We start from the raw sequence: 16,769 nt of genomic DNA on the forward strand, positions 1-16,769 counted from the left end.
AATGGACAAGATTCGCAAGGCCCTGACCGGCATTTCCGGCGTTCCGGTGACCCCCTACAAGGCGGACGGCAGCATCGACCTCGCCAAGCTTTCCGCATTGATTGCGCGCCTCGCCAGCGCCCGGGTCCACAATCTGATGGCCGCCGGCAATACGGGCGAATTCTTCACGCTGACGATGGATGAGGTAAAGGCGGTTCACAGCGCAACGATCAAGGCCGCCGATGGCAAGGCTCTGATCAGCGCCGCTGTCGGGCGTTCGCTGACGGAAGCCAAGGCGCTCGCCCGTCACGCGATTGCCGAGGGCACCGATGCGATCATGGGTCACCACCCGATGGATCCCTTTGCCGGGCCGAGCTACCAGGCGAAATATTTCCTCGAACTTGCCGAGGCGTCCACCGTCCCTGTCATTGCCTATGTGCGCAGCGATACATTCTCCGTCGCTGATTTCCGCAAGCTTGCCCTGCATCAGAACATTGCCGGTATCAAGTTCGCTTCCGGCAATCTGATGCTGCTTGCCGAAGTCATCCGCTCGACGAAGGATGCGCCGGCGATCTGGGTCTGCGGCCTCGCCGAGGGCTGGGCACCGTCCTTTTATGCCATGGGTGCTCGCGGCTTTACCTCGGGGCTCGTCAACGTTTTCCCAGAGCGTTCGCATGCCATCCATCAAGCGTTGGAAGCCGGCGACTACGCCGCTGCCCGCGCTCTTATCGACGACATCGCCGGTTTCGAAGCGCTGCGCACCAAATATCTGAACGGCGCCAATGTCACGGTCGTCAAGGAGGCGCTCGGCATGCTCGGAACCGATGTCGGCCCTGTTCGCCTTCCTGGCGTTGAAAGTCTGACGGACGCGGAACGCGCGGAACTGCGCGCAATCGTCGACAATGTAAGCGGCAAGAACCGCGCCGCCTGAGGAAGAATGTCAATGCACATCACCGGCTTCAAGACCTATATGCAGCGCGTCGACGACCGGCCGCGACTGCTCCTGAAAATCGAAACGAGCGAAGGCATTTCCGGTTGGGGCGAGTGCTACAATCACGGCCCCGACTGGGCGCTGCCGCCGCTTTTCGACTACCTCTTCCATCAGATTGAAGGAGAGGACCCCCGCCGAGTGGAATTCCTTGTGCTGAAACTCAATCAGCAGTGCCGTTTTCCACCGGGCGCCCTCGGGCTGGCGGCCATTTCGGCGATCGATCACGCGCTCTGGGATATTGCCGGCAAGGCCGCCGGCCTGCCGGTTTACATGCTGCTTGGCGGCAACGTTCGGGATCGGGTGCGCGTCTATTGCGGCGTCTATACCGCGCCCGACCCGCAGACGGCGCAGGACCAGACCCTGGAGCTGAACGAAAAATACGGCTACACCGCTTTCAAGCTCAGCCCTTTCCGCCGCGACCTGCATGCCAGCCGTTGGGGCGAGCTTGTAAAGGAAACCGGTGACTGGTTTGCCAAGATACGCGAGATTACGCCGTCGCATTTCGAATTCGCATTTGATGCCCATGCAAAGATCTTCGAGCCCTATCAAGCTGTTCAGCTTGCGGCGGCGATTGCGCCGAACGATCCGCTGTTCTACGAAGAGCCGATCCGGCCGGAACACATCCCGGCATGGGCAGAGCTGAAGTCGAAAGTTTCCGTCCCGCTGGCCACGGGGGAATCGCTCTACAATCGCTTCGAATTCCTGTCGCTGCTTTCAGCCCGCGGCGCCGATATCATCCAGCCGGACATATGCGTTGTCGGCGGCGTAACGGAAATGCGCAGGATCGCAACAATCGCTGAGGCCCACTATGTAACCGTCGCGCCGCATAACCCGATGGGGCCGCTTGCGACGGCGGTCAACATCCACTTCTGCGCCGCGCAGCCGAACTTCAAGGTGCTTGAGTTCAAGCCTCATGTCCACGCGCCATGGGCGGCCGATCCGTATATGCCGGTCGACGGCCATATGGAATTGCGGCCCGACCGGCCGGGCTGGGGGCTGGAAATCGATGAAAAGGCGTTGCAGACGGAAGACTACGTTCATTGGGAGCGGAAAATAACCCGCAAGCCGGACGGATCGACAGCCTATCCCTGACTGGTTCGGTCATTCGCGCCCGCCAGGCCGAGATCGCCCGCCTCGAAGTTCTCGACAACGGCAAGCCGTTTTCGGAGGCCGACTGGGATGTCGCCGAGGCGGCGGGCTGCTTCGATTTATATGCGGGGCTCGCCGAACGGCGTTGCCCCGGCGCGCCCTCGTAGTCGCTTCCGCGGATAGATCGAATGGCTCATGTGGTCGGATCAGCCGTGCAGTCTGCGCAGCATTGTTCCAAGCCGGCTCGCCGGGTCGCTTTCCTCAAGCCCTTTGGGGTGTCGGCAAGGGAAGTGGCTCCCCTTTCCGAACCTCACATCCGTTGGACTATAGCCGAATTCCCGCTTGAAAGCGCGGCTGAACTCCGTGCCGTCACTGAAGCAGCGCTGCTCGGCCAAATCTAGTATCCGGCGTTGGTCGCTAGGGTTTGCTAAAGCTGCATGGGCGTCGAGCAGGCGCCTATGCTGGATGTAATGCTTAACTCCGCCAAAAGCCTCAAACATCCGGTAAAGTCGCGAACGCGAAACCCCCAATTCTCGCTCGAGCGTTTGAGGCCCCAGGGTGGGGTCGAACAGCTTCGATTGTATGATTTTCTGCGCTCGATCCAGCAGCGTTGTTGAAATCGGATGACTTGCCATCTCAACGTTGCCGGCCGAAGGAGAGACACAAGCGAGCATCATTGCGCGCGTTGCCTCCACCAAGGCAGGAAGATCGGTTGGTTGGAGGAGCGGTAGCTGGTTGGCCAGCGCGATCATATAGTCATGGAATAACCGCGCCATGCCGCTTTCAAGTGTTGTGAATTCAGCTGCGCTCAAGGCCCGGGTTAAACGAGGGCAAAAGTCCCGCGGGACGAACAAGATGAGCATCTCGCTCGCCGTCAGACTGCCGTGGAAATTGCGCCCCATCGTATGGACCTGCGTGACCCCGGCAGTGCCACGGAATGTGCCGGTGTTGGTTTCGGTACAACTTTCTCCGGAAAGCAAAACCGACAGGACGAAATGGTCAAGTGGCTCCCAGTGGAGGTGATGTATTGTGCTCTTGAATTGCAGGGGATCCGTAGTGACATGCGAAAACACAAAGCAGCCGAGGTCCCAGGTGGACTGCTGTCCAAAGAACCCCCTCGTCGTGTCACGCGTCGAACCGAGATCAACGATCGGGGCGAAATTGGCGCGCCACGCCTCGAACTGCCGGATCGTCGGTACAGCGTTCGTTACAAAATCAAAGGAAGAGAGGTTTGATGACTGCGGGGCGGTAACCGGTCCGGGGGTGCGGTTTTCCACCGCATTCCGTCCAGTCGCAAGTCGCGCTGAGTGAAAGGCCTTTTGCTGCGTCCCTATCTGGCAAACTGTCATGATGCGCGCGCAGACAGAGCTGCGTTTTGAAAAGCGGAATTCGACATCGAAGGTCTCCAACCAAAATCTGCATTTCAACTGGATGTCTGGCCGTCTTGCGACACTCACGCCGGATTTCGGATCGTTTATTAGCATGATCGACTACAAACTACAATCTAGCCGGGCAGGGACATCTTTACTATCGCCTGACAACGTACTCAGTTCCGTCGACTGCGGAGAAATCGTTGGTGCGATCTTGTATCGAAGGTAATTCGATGCCGGCTTTCGAGGTTTTTTGGGCTGTGTCGCAGCGAGCCGGTTTCTCGCCCTTAGGTCGCGACGATTGGCGCAATCTTGCTCACAAGAGGCACCTGTTGCTACCGTGCCAACAGATCGAAAGTCGACCTGCTTCGTGGACGGAGAGCATAGGTACGAGATTCCGTGCCATCACTGGGGCGTTGCGGATCAGGTAATGTGAGCTGATGGACGGCCGTTCGTGCCGTCGAAAATAGGCCCATCTGGATCGTCAGCCATGAAATCCTCTTCCGAACGCAAATTCTCGATGTGGACGCTGATGGCGATGTGTGTAGGGTCGATGGTCGGCGCTGGTATTTTTTCGCTTCCACAAGCTTTCGGACGTGCGACGGGGCCATTTGGTGCAATGATCGCTTGGGCGATCGCTGGCCTTGGCATGTTGATGCTCGCCTTTGTCTTTCAGACCCTGTCGCAACGTAAGCCAGATCTGGACGCCGGCATCTACGCCTATGCGAAAGCGGGTTTCGGCGACTATCTTGGATTCCTGTCCACGCTTGGCTACTGGTCCGCCGCCCTGCTCGGGAATGTTTCTTACTTTGTATTGATCAAGTCGACTCTTGGCCTCTTTTTCCCGATCTTCGGCGACGGGAATACGATTTTCGCCATTGCCACCTCGTCAGTGTTGCTGTGGACCGTTCACGCGCTGATCTTGCGTGGAATTCGCGGAGCGGCGTTGATCAATACGATCGTCACCTTCGCCAAAATCATCCCAATCATACTCTTCATTGTATTTGTCATTTACGGTTTCCAAGCCGACATCTTCGCGCTCAACTTTTGGGGAGGTGAAACCGTTACCTTCGGCAGCGTCGCGGGGCAGGTCCGCGCGACCATGCTGGTTACGGTATTCGTCTTCGTCGGCATTGAAGGCGCGAGCGTTTATTCTCGCTATGCCCGCAACCGCTCTGATGTCGGAATTGCGACATTGCTTGGCTTTGCGGGCGTGCTTTGTCTGCTCGTTCTCGTGACCATCCTCTCTTACGGCGTCATGCTTCGTGCTGATCTTGCCAATTTGCGCAATCCATCGATGGCCGGCGTGCTATCGGCCATCGTCGGCCCGTGGGGCACCCTCTTCATCAGCGCCGGGCTGATGATCTCGGTTGGTGGGGCCTATCTCTCCTGGGTTCTGCTTGCCGCTGAAATTCTGTTCTCCGCTTCGAAATATGGGACGATGCCTCGATTTCTGAGGCGTGAAAACAGTGCCGGCGTGCCGTCGAACGCTCTGTGGTTGACCAATATTGTGGTGCAGGTCTTCCTGATCCTGTCACTATTTGCGCAATACGCGCTTCGCCTGGCTATCGAACTTACCAGTTCGATGATTCTGGTTCCCTATTTTCTCGTCTCCGCCTATTCTTTTAAGCTTGTTTTGACTGGCGAGACCTACGAAGGGGATTCCGCGAGCCGCCACCGCGAATTCGTGCGATCCGCATTGGCACTCACCTATACTTCCTTTCTTATCGCCGCTGCAGGTGGCACTCACCTGCTGCTTTCCGCCGCCATTTACGGACCCGGTTCCATCCTGTTCTTAATGGCGCGTCGAGAGCAGAAACTTCCCGTGTTCAAGCTGGCCGAAATGCCGGTGTTCATCGTTGCGGCCGCGGGCGCCATGATTGCCATTTACGCCCTCGCAACCGGTCGCATTTCGGTTTGAGGACAAGTCAAACCGAATGCAGACCTCGGTCGCAACTGTGCGAGAGTGCCAACCGACTGAAATGTTTCGAAATATTTCGCTTCGCCCCCTGCGGCTCCAGGTATCCGTTTCTCAAAGTCGTTGTCGCAAACGTCGCGACTTAACGCATTGTTCGCTAATTTAGCAAATTTCGTCACTTTTAAACGCAAAGCATAGTTGTGAGATTCTGTGCGATCACGGCCACGGCGGAAGCATTTTATAGTGCGCTATAGGCCGTTCCCTGCAGCACGAATGTTCAAAAGGTCCGAACAACCTTCTTGAGAGGGCATCATGACTTCGGCTTCCACGCAAAAATTGTCCCTTTTCGCACTGACGTCCATGGTTGTCGGGTCGATGGTAGGCGCTGGTATATTCAACCTTCCAGGTCGTTTCGGGACGGCGACCGGGCCGTTCGGTGCGATCATAGCGTGGGCGATCGCGGGCACGGGCATGTATATGCTTGCGCGTGTGTTTCAGGCCCTGGCGGAGAAAAAGCCCGAGATCGACTCTGGCGTTTTTGCCTACGCCAAGGAGGGCTTCGGCAATTACATGGGCTTTCTTTCGGCCTTTGGATACTGGCTGGGAAGCTGCCTCGGCAACGTTTTCTATTGGGTGTTGATCGGCTCGACGCTAGGCCGGTTCTTCCCTGGGCTCTTCGGAGACGGGAGCACCATGATCGCCATCGTCGTTTCTCTCCTGGGAATATGGGCCTTCCATTTCATGATCCTGCGCGGCGTGGAGCAGGCGGCCTTCATCAACGTGATCGTCACGATTGCAAAGATCGTCCCGATCGTCGTCGCCATCCTGGCGATGATATTCGCGTTCAATTACACAGAGTTCTCCGCGAATTTTTTTGGCGGCGTACACATGCCCGAAAAATCGCTTTTCGCGCAGGTTCGTGACACGATGCTGATCACGGTCTTCGTCTTCCTGGGGATCGAAGGAGCGAGCGTCTATTCCCGCTTCGCCAAGACCCGTGCCGATGTCGGTACCGCGACCATTCTCGGCTTTGTCGGTGTGACCGGTCTGATGGTGGCGATCACTTTGCTTCCCTACGCTGCGATGCCGCGCGCAACGGTCGCGGGAGTCCAAAACCCCTCGCTCGCCGGCGTTCTGGAAGTCGTGGTCGGCCATTGGGGGGCGGTGTTCATTTCGGTCGGCGTGCTGGTATCGGTCCTTGGCGCCTATCTCGCATGGTCGCTGATCTGCGCCGAAGTGCTGTTTGCTGCTGCCAAATCAGCCGATATGCCGAGGCTATTTGCAGCGCAGAACGACAACAGGGTGCCGGCCAATGCGTTGTGGCTGACCAATATCGTCGTCTCACTGTTCGTGATCTCGACCTACTGGTCTCGCGATGCCTTCAATTTCATGCTCGACATGACGAGCGTGACGGCGCTTCTTCCCTATCTTCTGGTCGCAGGCTACGGCGTGCTGCTTGCGCGTCGGGGCGAAGGCTATGAGGAAACGCCGGAGGAGCGCGGCCGCGACCAGATATTTGCCTGGATCGCGGTGATCTACACGATCGTGATGTTCATCGCCGCAGGGCTGAAATATGTCCTGCTCGTCAGCGTTTTATTCGTGCCGGGAACCATCCTTTACGTCTGGGCGCGGCGAGAGCAGAGAGTGACGCTTTTCACCAGCATCGAACTCATCGTTTTCGCCGTCACCGTGATTGCGGGCCTTGTCGGAGCTTATGGTCTGTTGAGCGGCACCATCACGCCTTGAGGACATAGGGAGGAAAATCGATGACACAGGAAATCACATTCGGTGTGCATTCCGAAGTTGGCCAACTGCGAAAGGTCCTGGTATGCGCGCCGGGGCGTGCCCATCAGCGTCTGACGCCGAGCAATTGCGACGCGCTCTTGTTCGACGATGTTCTCTGGGTCGATAATGCCAAGCGCGACCACTTCGACTTCATAACCAAAATGCGTGACCGCGGCGTCGACGTGGTCGAGATGCATAATCTGCTCGCCGAGACGGTTGCGCTCCCTGAGGCAAAGAAGTGGATTCTCGACAATCAGGTCGTCGCCAACCAGATCGGTCTCGGTCTGCTGAACGAAGTGCGATCCTATCTGGAAGGGCTTTCCGACCGGGATCTGGCCGAAACCCTGATCGGCGGCCTGTCGACATTCGAATTTCCGGAAGCTCTGGGCGGCGAGCAACTCGCCCTGATCCGTGATGCCGCCGGCGTCAACGAATATCTGCTGCCGCCGCTGCCGAATACGCTCTATACGCGTGATACGACCTGCTGGATCTATGGCGGTGTAACGTTGAACGCGCTTTACTGGCCAGCGCGTCATGAGGAGACGATCCTTACTACTTCTATTTACAAGTTTCATCCCGACTTCGCCGGCAAGGTCAACGTCTGGTGGGGAGATCCAACGAAGGATTGGGGTCTTGCCACGATCGAAGGCGGCGATGTCATGCCAATTGGCAAGGGTAACGTCCTCATCGGGATGAGCGAGCGCACCTCCCGACAGGCGATCGGTCAGGTGGCAAAAGCACTATTCGAGAAAGGTGCTGCCGAGCGCGTTATCGTTGCGGCCATGCCGAAACTGCGCGCGGCCATGCATCTCGACACGGTATTCACCTTTGCGGACCGCGACTGCGTGCTTCTCTATCCTGATATCGTCAACAATATCGAAGCCTTCTCCTATCGTCCCGACGGCAATGGCGGCATCGAACTGCGCAAGGACAAGGGCTCTTTCGTCGAAACCGTGCGCGACGCGCTCGGATTGAAGACGATGCGTGTCGTCGAGACCGGCGGGAACGACTACATGCGCGAACGAACCCAGTGGGACAGCGGCGCCAATCTGGTCTGCGCGTCACCCGGCGTCGTCTATGCCTACGACCGCAATACCTACACCAATACCTTGCTGCGCAAGCAGGGCATTGAGGTGATCACGATCACAGGCGCGGAGCTTGGGCGTGGGCGCGGCGGCGGCCATTGCATGACATGCCCTATCGCTCGTGACGCGGTCGACTACTGATCGTGGCCGAAAAACCTGGCTTTCTTATCCGGAATCCCTGGGTTTGTGCCCAGGTCATGGCGCCTGCCTGTGGTCTGGAACGCTCGCTTCGGGAAGCATCGCCTCTCGAACGGCACGGGATGGTCATGTCGGAGACGCACCGTTTCAGTGAGATATCTTCGGGGGCATGCCATGTTTAGAGCTGGCAGGAAATATGGCCACCTTGTTCACGATGCCGGTTGCGGGTGCGCAAATCGCGATCTTCAGCAGCGATCCCGCTACCTCGGCGAATATTCGCGACGAACATTCCTGGCCGGCATCGGATCGATTGCCGTTGCGGGTGCGGTACCCCGAGCAGGCAACGCGCAAACTTCAAAGCGGCCCTCAAAAATACTTCTGAACCAGATCCGGCTTTTCGACGGCAAATCCGACACCTTGCAGAACGGCTCGCAGGCCCTGGTGGAAGAAGGTAGGATCATCGCGATCGATGCCGCAAACAATCCGCCGCCCGCCGATGCAATCATAATCGCCTGCAACRATCGTGTCTTGATGCCGGGCATGATCGACGCCCATTGGCACACGATTTACGCTGCGGTTCCCCTGCAGGTCCTGTTGACCGGCGATCCCGGCATGATCTTTGCCGCTTCCACCGCCGAAGCCGAACGCACCTTGATGCGGGGTTTTACCACTATTCGCGATCTCGGCGGGCCGGTCTTCACATTCAAACAGGCCATCGATGCCGGCATCATTCCAGGCCCGCGCATTTTCCCCTCGGGGGCAATGATCACGACATCGGGCGGTCACGGTGACCTGCGCATGCCGTTCGAAATTCCTCCGAGAGACGGTCAGCTCAGTCTCAGCGAATTGATGGGAAGCGCGGCCATCGTCGATGATGTCGGAGGCTTGAAACGTCGCGTGCGCGAGCAGCTTCTTCAAGGCGCATCGCAGGTCAAGATTGTCGGAGGGGGAGGGGTATCGTCTCCGCGAAGCCCGCTCGACATGAGTACGTTCAGCGAGGAGGAGGTCCGCGCAGCCGCTGACGTGGCGCGGGACTGGAACACCTATGTAACGGTTCATGCCTATGCATCCAATACCGTCCGGCGCGCGATCGACGCGGGAGTGGCATGTATCGAACATGCCCACCTCATGGATGAAGAGACGGCAAGGATGTTTGCCGACAAGAATATCTGGCTCAGCACTCAACCGTTCCTGTCGATCGAAGATGCTGCCTCGCAGACCGGTGTGGGTGCCGAGCGCGCAGCGCAGATTTTCATCGGAACACCAAAGATCTACGGATACGCGAAAAAATACGGGATCAAGACGGCCTGGGGGTCGGATCTCCTGTTTTCGCCGGAATTGACGCCTCGCCAGAACGTCATGCTCACGCATCTGAGCAACTGGTATTCCAACGCCGAGGCGTTGCGCATGGCGACATCGGGCAATGCAAGTCTTCTGACGCTCTCCAACCTGCGCACGCCCTATTCGGGCAGATTGGGCGTCATCGAAAAGGGAGCCTTTGCCGATATCCTCGTCTGGGACGGCAATCCGCTCGACGACATCAAGATGATCGAGGAACCCGAGAAAAACCTGAAGCTCGTCATGAAGGACGGCCAGATTTTCAAGAATACACTCTGAGGTACCCACTCGAGGACGATGATGCGGGCTGGACGCCAACGAGCAGTTTCTTCGGCCGAAGTCGTGATTGCGGTGCTTGTCGTGATCGCTCTGTTGCCAGCGAGCGCGCCGGTGATTGCGCCACTGGCATTCGCGCTCCTGGCAATAGCCCTTCTGTGGCCGGTCCAACACGGCATGCAGGCATTCCTTCCAAAATACGTCGCGCTTCTGGCGACCTTGACCGTTGTGATGATCGCCCTTCTTGCGTTTGCCTGGATCTTCTCTTGGTCCTTCGGCCGTGTCGGCGGATGGATGATCAGCAATGCCGCCCGCTTTCAACAACACTATGATGAAGTTCGTCAGTGGCTGGAGGAGCAGGGTATCGACGTCGATGTGCTCTGGGCCAACAATGTTGGCACAGCCTCAGTCGTGCGCATGGTTCAAACCGTGACGACCCGCCTCAACAGCACGTTCAGCTTCTGGTTGGTCGCTCTGACCTACTTGCTTCTCGGAGTGATGGAAGTTGAGGGTTTTGCCAATCGCCTCAAAACAATGCCTTATCCTGTGGCGCGGCAATTGCTTCTCGATGGCAGCCGGCAGACGGCAGAAAAGCTTCGCCGCTACATGAGGATCCGGACGATCATGAGCATCGTAACGGGCCTCGTCGTCTGGGGTTTCACCAGTGCTTTCGGACTTCCCCTCGCAAAGGAATGGGGCGCCATCGCCTTCGTTCTGAATTACATACCCTTTATCGGACCGCTCGTGGCAACGCTGCTTCCTACCGCCTTTGCCCTCATTCAGTTCGACAACTGGCAATCGGCGCTTACCTTGTTCCTGGGGCTCAACCTCATCCAATTCACGCTTGGCAGCTATATCGAGCCTCGCGTATCAGGCAATGCTCTCTCCCTTTCACCGGTCGTCGTGCTGTTTTCCGTTTTTGCCTGGGGTTACCTATGGGGGATCTTCGGCGCATTCATCGGTGTACCCATCTCGATCGCGCTGGTGACGTTCTGCCGCAATCATCCATCCAGCCGGTGGGTATCCGAACTTCTCGGACGCGACAGCGAAGACGATCATGGTGATGACTCAGGCTGAAACGGCGCCAGAGAAATGAATGTTCACCGCCCGACGCATATATAGCCGCGAGCACCGTAAAAACATATGCCGCCCCGACTGCCGCCACCGCTCGAAACGCGGTCGAGGAAGCGCGAGTTGACCCAGCCGCTGCGGGAATACCGGGAGCGGACATTACACCATCTGCGCGACGAAGAGCAGCGGTCAATGGTCACTCTATCTCCCCTTCGTAACTGACCAACGACGCGAAACGAGGTGCCGGGTCCCGATCGCACTTGAACTGTGCCGGTCACCTGCGCCGAAGCAGCGTCTGCCGGAGCAACTTCCGCCAACGTTAAGACAACTGTGAAAAAGGCGACTGTCGCCATGTGCAGGACGTTCATGGAATACTCCTTCAGTTATTCGGGCCAGAAGACCGGTGACGCCTGGCGACCGATGGAAACAAGTCGGCATGCCCATCCGAAACAGAAAGATCGCCGGGTTCCTATCGGAACATCGCAAAAAGCGCCTTGCTTGCCTCCTGCATCGTCAGGCCGCGCCGAAACGCGCCTGTTTCGATGAAACTGACGATTTCGGCGATGACGATGGGGTTGAACATCATGAAGGTGTGCGTCGCATGAAGCACCAGATGGTCCGTCGCGCCCTCCAGTTTCGTCGATGCGACGGACACTTTCCCATCGTTGCGCCCTTCTATGATGGCGTTGAAAAGCGGATTGATGGATATATCACCCGCGATAATGCCCACTGGATAGTCCGGAAGTGGCAGAAGCTTCGGCAACGCGGCGGGGCCAGTCCCAAGCTCGCACCCGGCGGGGCCATTGATCCAATGAAATGGCGTCATCTCTCCGAAGACGTCCACGATCTCGGACCCGTTGTTCGGGGGCGCCAGCATGACAATCCGGCCAAGATTTGCAGGACGCACTTGCGCCAGCCAATAGCGGACAAGAATGCCACCCATCGAATGGGTAACGAAATTGACGCGTCCTGACCCGCACATTGCCACTGCCTCACCTATGTGGCCGGCGAGTTCGGAAATGGTCGCGCGCGTCGAAGGATATTCGTTGTTGATGACGACGTATCCGCGCCGCGCCAGAGTCTTCTCGACAAGCCGAAGGGATCCGCTGCTGCGCGCAAGGCCGTGCACCAGCACGACATTTTCCGCACGGTCCTCAGCAGCAATCATTGCCAAATCCCTCGATGTGGTTCTGAAGAAGTCGGTTTCAGAGATCCCTGGTTCGATCCAATAAATCGCGACCGGTCGCTGCGGTGAGGCCGCGATCCTTCTCGACATGCCCGGAACCGAATATTCGCCGCTTGGCAATCTCTCTCACCGTCTGAACGAATATATAGAGCAAAGGAATGGCGAGAAGACCTACGATTGTTCCGAGCAGCAGCCCACCGAGCACGGTAACGCCGATCGCCTGGCGGCTGCCTGCTCCGGCTCCTGTCGCCACCACCAACGGCACTACGCCCAATATCGATGCCATCGCCGTCATCAATACCGGTCTGAAGCGCTGTGCCGTCCCTTCGCGTGCCGCTTCTATGATGCTGAGACCGTCTTCCCGGCGCTCCTTGGCGAATTCTACAATGAGGATGGCGTTCTTGGCCGCCAGGCCGATCAGCAGCAGCAGGCCGATCTGGGCGTAGATATTGAGATCGATCCTGCCGATCACCAGGCCCGCCAAGGCCCCGAGCACCGCGACGATCACGGACATCATCACTGCAAGCGGAACGCTCCAGCTTTCATATTGGGCGACGAGGAAGAGGTAGGTGATAATGATCCCCATGATCAGGATGATGACCGTCTGTCCACCCGCTTGCTTTTCCTGAAGCGCCAGTCCCGTCCATTCATATCCAAAGCCTGGCGGCAGCTTTTCCGTTGCGAGCGCCTCCATGGCGTTCAAGGCATCTCCGGTGCTCGCCCCCGCCGCAGCCTGACCGTTGATAGCGGCCGATGGAAAAAGGTTGTAGCGATTGACCGAGTTTGGTCCGTAGATGGTCGAGATGGAAAGTAATCCTTGCAAGGGAACCAGATCGCCCGACTGGCTCCGCACTCTCAGTCGCTGGATGTCCTCAATGCGCGAACGGAACGTCGGCTCGTCCTGGATCCGGACTTGGTATACGCGCGAAAAAATGTTGAAATCGTCGACATAGGCCGATCCCAGATGCGCTTGCAGCGTGCTGAAGATCGTCGCCGGCGAAACGCCGAAAAGCTCGGCCCGCCGCCGGTCGATGTCGAGATAGATCTGCGGCGCGTCAGCCGAAAACGTGCTGAATACGCCTGTTAACCGCTCCGTCTGGTTTGCCGCGACGATCAGCCCGCGCATCACTTCGGCAAGTTCCTCCTGACTTTGCCCGGCGCGGGCCTGAAGGCGAAAGTCAAAGCCACCGGTTGTCCCGAGACCAGGTATTGCTGGCGGATTGAACGGGACCACCGACGCCGTCGAAACCTTTCTGAACTCCGTTCGAAGCTCGTTCATCAAGGCAAAGGCGCTCTGGTCCGACCCGCGTTCGCTCCACGGCTTCAGCGCCGAGATGATCATTGCCGAATTGGAGCCGCCCCCGCCTATCATGCTCGTTCCGGCAATGGCGATGGTGTTTGCAATCCCGGGCGTCCGCTGGAGCACAGTGGTGACGGTCGCAATTGTCTCCTGCGTGCGCTCGAGGGAAGCGGAATCGGGCAATTGCACGTTCATGAAGAGATAGCCCTGGTCTTCTGCGGGGACAAAACCCACGGGCAGGATGCGATAGAGACCGTAGACGCCCACGACGGTAATCATGAGAAACAGCAGACTGAGGGCAATCCTGCGGGCAAAAACCGCCAGCAAAGAAACGTAAAACCGTCGCGACGCATCGAGGCCCTGGTTTATCCTGCCGAACAGCTTCGACCGGCTCTCCCGTACCGGCCGGAGGATCAGGACGCAGAGTGCCGGACTGAGGGTCAAGGCATTGATCGTCGAGAATGTGATTGTGATCAAGATGGTGACCGCGAACTGACGGTAGAGTTCACCGGTTATGCCGGCGAGGAACGCAACCGGCACGAAGAGGGCGGCCAGCACCAACGTTGTTGCAACGATTGGCCCCGTGACCTGGCTCATCGTGCGTAGCGTCGCTTCACGCACGTCGACGCCCATCTCGCTCATGATGCGCTGGACATTTTCCACCACGATGATCGCGTCGTCCACGACAAGACTGATCGCGAGTATCATCGCGAAAAGCGTGATCGTATTGGCCGAATAACCCATGAGATAAAGCACGGCAAAACCGCCGATCAGCGAAACGGGTATGGTCAGCGTCGGGATGATTGTCGCGCGCCAGTCCTGCAGGAAAAAGAACACGACAAGGACAACGAGTACGAAGGTGATCGCCAATGTGACAAAAATCTCATGGATGGTTTGCCGAACGAAAGCGGTCGTGTCGAAAACGACCGTGTAGGCGAGGTCATCAGGAAATTGTTTCGACAATGTCTGCAGCTCGCCAAGAACAGCGTTCGAGACCGCGAGCGCGTTTGCATCGGTCGATTGATAAACGACGACGGTCGCGCTCGGCCTGCCATTCAGGGTCGAAGCCGTATCGTAGGATTGTGCGCCGAGTTCGATCCGGGCGACGTCGCGGAGATGGACGATCGCTCCATCCTTGTTGGTGCGGATGATGATGTTGCCGAACTCGTTTGCATCGGCAAGCCGTCCTCTGGCCATGACGGTCAACTGCAGCTGCTGACCGGTGGGTGACGGGGGCGAACCGAGCTGGCCGGCGGATGCCTGGACGTTCTGGGCCTGTATCGCCGCCATCAAGTCGGCTGCGGTTATGCCAAGTGCCTGCATGCGATCGGGATTCATCCAGATACGCATGCTGTAGGCGGGACCAAACACGCTCGCCTCACCGACGCCCGGCAGGCGGGCGATCGCATCACGGATGTTGATCATGGCATAGTTGCTGATGAAGACATCGTCTTTAGTGCCCTTCGGCGAGTAAACCGCAAAGCCAAGCAGCATGCTTGACGAACGAGTTCTGACCGAGACGCCTGTCTGTGTAACGGCAGCAGGAAGCCGAGGCGATGCCAATGACACGCGATTTTGCACATTGACCTGGGCGATCGCTGGATCCGTACCCGCCGCGAACGTAACCGTCAGACTGTAGGTGCCGTTATTGGTGCTCGACGATGACATGTAGAGCATGTCTTCAACCCCGTTCACCTGATCCTCGATCGGCGCCGCCACGCTGTCGGTCATGACGCTGGCATTCGCGCCGGGATAGCTTGCCGTGACCTGCACTTCGGGCGGTGTGATCTGCGGAAACTGGGCGACGGGTATCAAGAAGAGAGACAGGCCACCCGCAATCATCATCACGACTGCGATGACCATCGCAAATCTCGGCCTGGCAATGAAGTGCGCCGAAAGGTTCATTGCGCTGAACCCGATTGCGGTTCCATAGGCGCGAGCGAGATCGCGCTGCTGTCGGCTGGAGAAACTTCCGTCGGTTCGACGACGAGGCCTTCCGAGACGTTCTGCAGGCCGTCGACGATCAGTTTCTCCCCGCCTTTAAGACCATCGTCTACTGCCCAGTTGCCGCCGATCTGCCGGGTAATTTTTATTCGACGAAGCTCGACGGCATTCTGCGCATTGACGAGCAGAACGTACTTGCCACCCCGATCCTGCTGCACCGCCCCCAGCGGCACGACAGGACGAAGCGTCTTTTCCCTTTCCGATATGATGACCGTTACGAACTGACCTGGAATAAGCAGTGCATCCGGATTGGGAAACAGCGTTCGAATTGCCAGCGTCCCCGTTGCCGGGTCGATTTCGTTGCCGAAGAATTCAATCCTTCCCGGCTCCGTGTAAGGTTGGCCGTTCGACAGCCGCAGGCTGGGCTTATAGCCGCCGGCGAGCTCCTCCTTGCCAATATTGCCTCCGGCCGCACGCAGTTCGAGGATCGATCGATCGCTCACGGAGAACACAACGCGGATCGGATCCATTTCGACGACACGAGCCAATGTCGTTGAGCTGCCGCTGACGAAGCTTCCAACAGACAATTCCGCGGCTCCGATGCGGCCGTCGATCGGCGAGACTATCCGGGTGAAGCTGAGATTGAGCTCGGCCTGGCTCACGCGCGCTTGTGCCGACAGAAGATTTGCCTGACTGGTTTCAAGGGCGGTCTGGCTTTCCTCCAGCGTCGCGCGCGATACGGTTTGGTTGCTCAGCGATTGATTTCGCGCGACGCGGCGTTCAGCATCCGCCAATGCCGCCTGGGCGCTCGCAAGCGCTGCCCTGGCGTCCGACAGCGCTATTTCCAGGGACCGCTTGTCGATCAGGAAGAGATCCTGATCCTTCCTGACCAGTTGGCCTTCATTGAAAAGACGTTGGTCGACAAAACCTTCGATCCGCGAACGGATATCGACGGCATTGACTGCCTCCACACGTCCGACGAATTCATGTTTCGGCGAAACGTCTTGAACCGGCACGGTGAGGACGCCAACGGACGGACCAGCCTGTGCCGCCACGTTCTGCGGCACTGACATCAGAGCTGCGAACAATAACATCAGGAACGTCGGCGGAACCCGACGATGCAACTTCATCGACATGTCTCCAACAAGACCGAGAAATTCGACAACTCAAGGCGGATGGAAGCAGTCTACAAAAATTAGCAAGCGCTCAAGTTCTACTACCGGACGTGGAAAGCAGCAAGCATTACTGATGGTGCGTCCTGTCCCAATTCGGCGCTCTGGCGACGCTCGCCGGATGCAG

General features: G+C 58.0%; 12 protein-coding genes and 1 pseudogene. 8 read left to right on the plus strand and 5 right to left on the minus strand.

From position 1 onward, the window contains the following. Nucleotide 1 precedes the first annotated feature (1 nt). The 3 genes and pseudogenes from AC1DF8_RS12030 to AC1DF8_RS12040 all read left to right on the plus strand — a co-directional run. A complete protein-coding gene (locus AC1DF8_RS12030; RefSeq protein ID WP_112542681.1) occupies nucleotides 2-910 on the plus strand; it encodes a dihydrodipicolinate synthase family protein in 909 nt (302 codons plus the stop codon). 12 nt (nucleotides 911-922) lie between these two features. After that, on the plus strand, nucleotides 923-2,062 hold the full coding sequence (locus AC1DF8_RS12035; protein ID WP_478153731.1) for a mandelate racemase/muconate lactonizing enzyme family protein: 1,140 nt from the start codon (nucleotides 923-925) through the stop codon (nucleotides 2,060-2,062). A gap of 11 nt (nucleotides 2,063-2,073) precedes the next feature. Beyond that, nucleotides 2,074-2,202, plus strand: a pseudogene (locus AC1DF8_RS12040) (aldehyde dehydrogenase family protein); the annotation flags it as partial. Between the two features lie 63 nt (nucleotides 2,203-2,265). On the opposite strand, the gene AC1DF8_RS12045 reads toward AC1DF8_RS12040, so the two are convergent. Further along, a complete protein-coding gene (locus AC1DF8_RS12045; RefSeq protein WP_478153732.1) occupies nucleotides 2,266-3,468 on the minus strand; it encodes a helix-turn-helix domain-containing protein in 1,203 nt (400 codons plus the stop codon). Nucleotides 3,469-3,919: 451 nt separating this feature from the next. Here AC1DF8_RS12045 and AC1DF8_RS12050 point away from each other — a divergent pair, with 451 nt between their 5' ends. From AC1DF8_RS12050 to AC1DF8_RS12070, 5 genes are all read left to right on the plus strand, one after another. Beyond that, nucleotides 3,920-5,350 carry a basic amino acid/polyamine antiporter gene (locus AC1DF8_RS12050; RefSeq protein ID WP_478153733.1) on the plus strand — a complete coding sequence of 477 codons (1,431 nt, stop codon included), beginning with the start codon at nucleotides 3,920-3,922 and terminating at the stop codon, nucleotides 5,348-5,350. A gap of 309 nt (nucleotides 5,351-5,659) precedes the next feature. After that, the gene (locus AC1DF8_RS12055) at nucleotides 5,660-7,093 is read left to right on the plus strand and encodes a basic amino acid/polyamine antiporter (RefSeq protein ID WP_112542678.1); all 1,434 of its coding nucleotides are present in this window, start codon (nucleotides 5,660-5,662) and stop codon (nucleotides 7,091-7,093) included. Between the two features lie 20 nt (nucleotides 7,094-7,113). Further along, nucleotides 7,114-8,358: an arginine deiminase gene (gene arcA / locus AC1DF8_RS12060; protein ID WP_112542677.1), complete on the plus strand. Its 1,245-nt coding sequence runs from the start codon at nucleotides 7,114-7,116 to the stop codon at nucleotides 8,356-8,358. A 171-nt stretch (nucleotides 8,359-8,529) separates the two neighbouring features. Continuing rightward, on the plus strand, nucleotides 8,530-9,972 hold the full coding sequence (locus AC1DF8_RS12065; protein WP_478153734.1) for a metal-dependent hydrolase family protein: 1,443 nt from the start codon (nucleotides 8,530-8,532) through the stop codon (nucleotides 9,970-9,972). Between the two features lie 21 nt (nucleotides 9,973-9,993). Next, nucleotides 9,994-11,046, plus strand: a complete 1,053-nt coding sequence (locus AC1DF8_RS12070) for an AI-2E family transporter (RefSeq protein WP_112542748.1) — start codon at nucleotides 9,994-9,996, stop codon at nucleotides 11,044-11,046. 23 nt (nucleotides 11,047-11,069) lie between these two features. Here the strand turns inward: AC1DF8_RS12070 and AC1DF8_RS12075 are convergent, their stop codons facing one another. From AC1DF8_RS12075 to AC1DF8_RS12090, 4 genes are all read right to left on the minus strand, one after another. Then, nucleotides 11,070-11,408 carry an SH3 domain-containing protein gene (locus tag AC1DF8_RS12075; RefSeq protein WP_183880652.1) on the minus strand — a complete coding sequence of 113 codons (339 nt, stop codon included), beginning with the start codon at nucleotides 11,406-11,408 and terminating at the stop codon, nucleotides 11,070-11,072. A gap of 101 nt (nucleotides 11,409-11,509) precedes the next feature. After that, a complete protein-coding gene (locus tag AC1DF8_RS12080) occupies nucleotides 11,510-12,208 on the minus strand; it encodes an alpha/beta hydrolase (protein WP_183880650.1) in 699 nt (232 codons plus the stop codon). A gap of 37 nt (nucleotides 12,209-12,245) precedes the next feature. Next, a complete protein-coding gene (locus AC1DF8_RS12085; RefSeq protein ID WP_478153735.1) occupies nucleotides 12,246-15,431 on the minus strand; it encodes an efflux RND transporter permease subunit in 3,186 nt (1,061 codons plus the stop codon). Next, nucleotides 15,428-16,600 (minus strand): efflux RND transporter periplasmic adaptor subunit, encoded by a 1,173-nt coding sequence (locus AC1DF8_RS12090; RefSeq protein ID WP_113206519.1) that lies wholly within the window; start codon nucleotides 16,598-16,600, stop codon nucleotides 15,428-15,430. The genes AC1DF8_RS12085 and AC1DF8_RS12090 overlap by 4 nt, the downstream gene beginning before the upstream one ends. Between the last annotated feature and the right edge of the window lie 169 nt (nucleotides 16,601-16,769).

This window comes from Rhizobium sp. 05N49 (assembly GCF_056396805.1).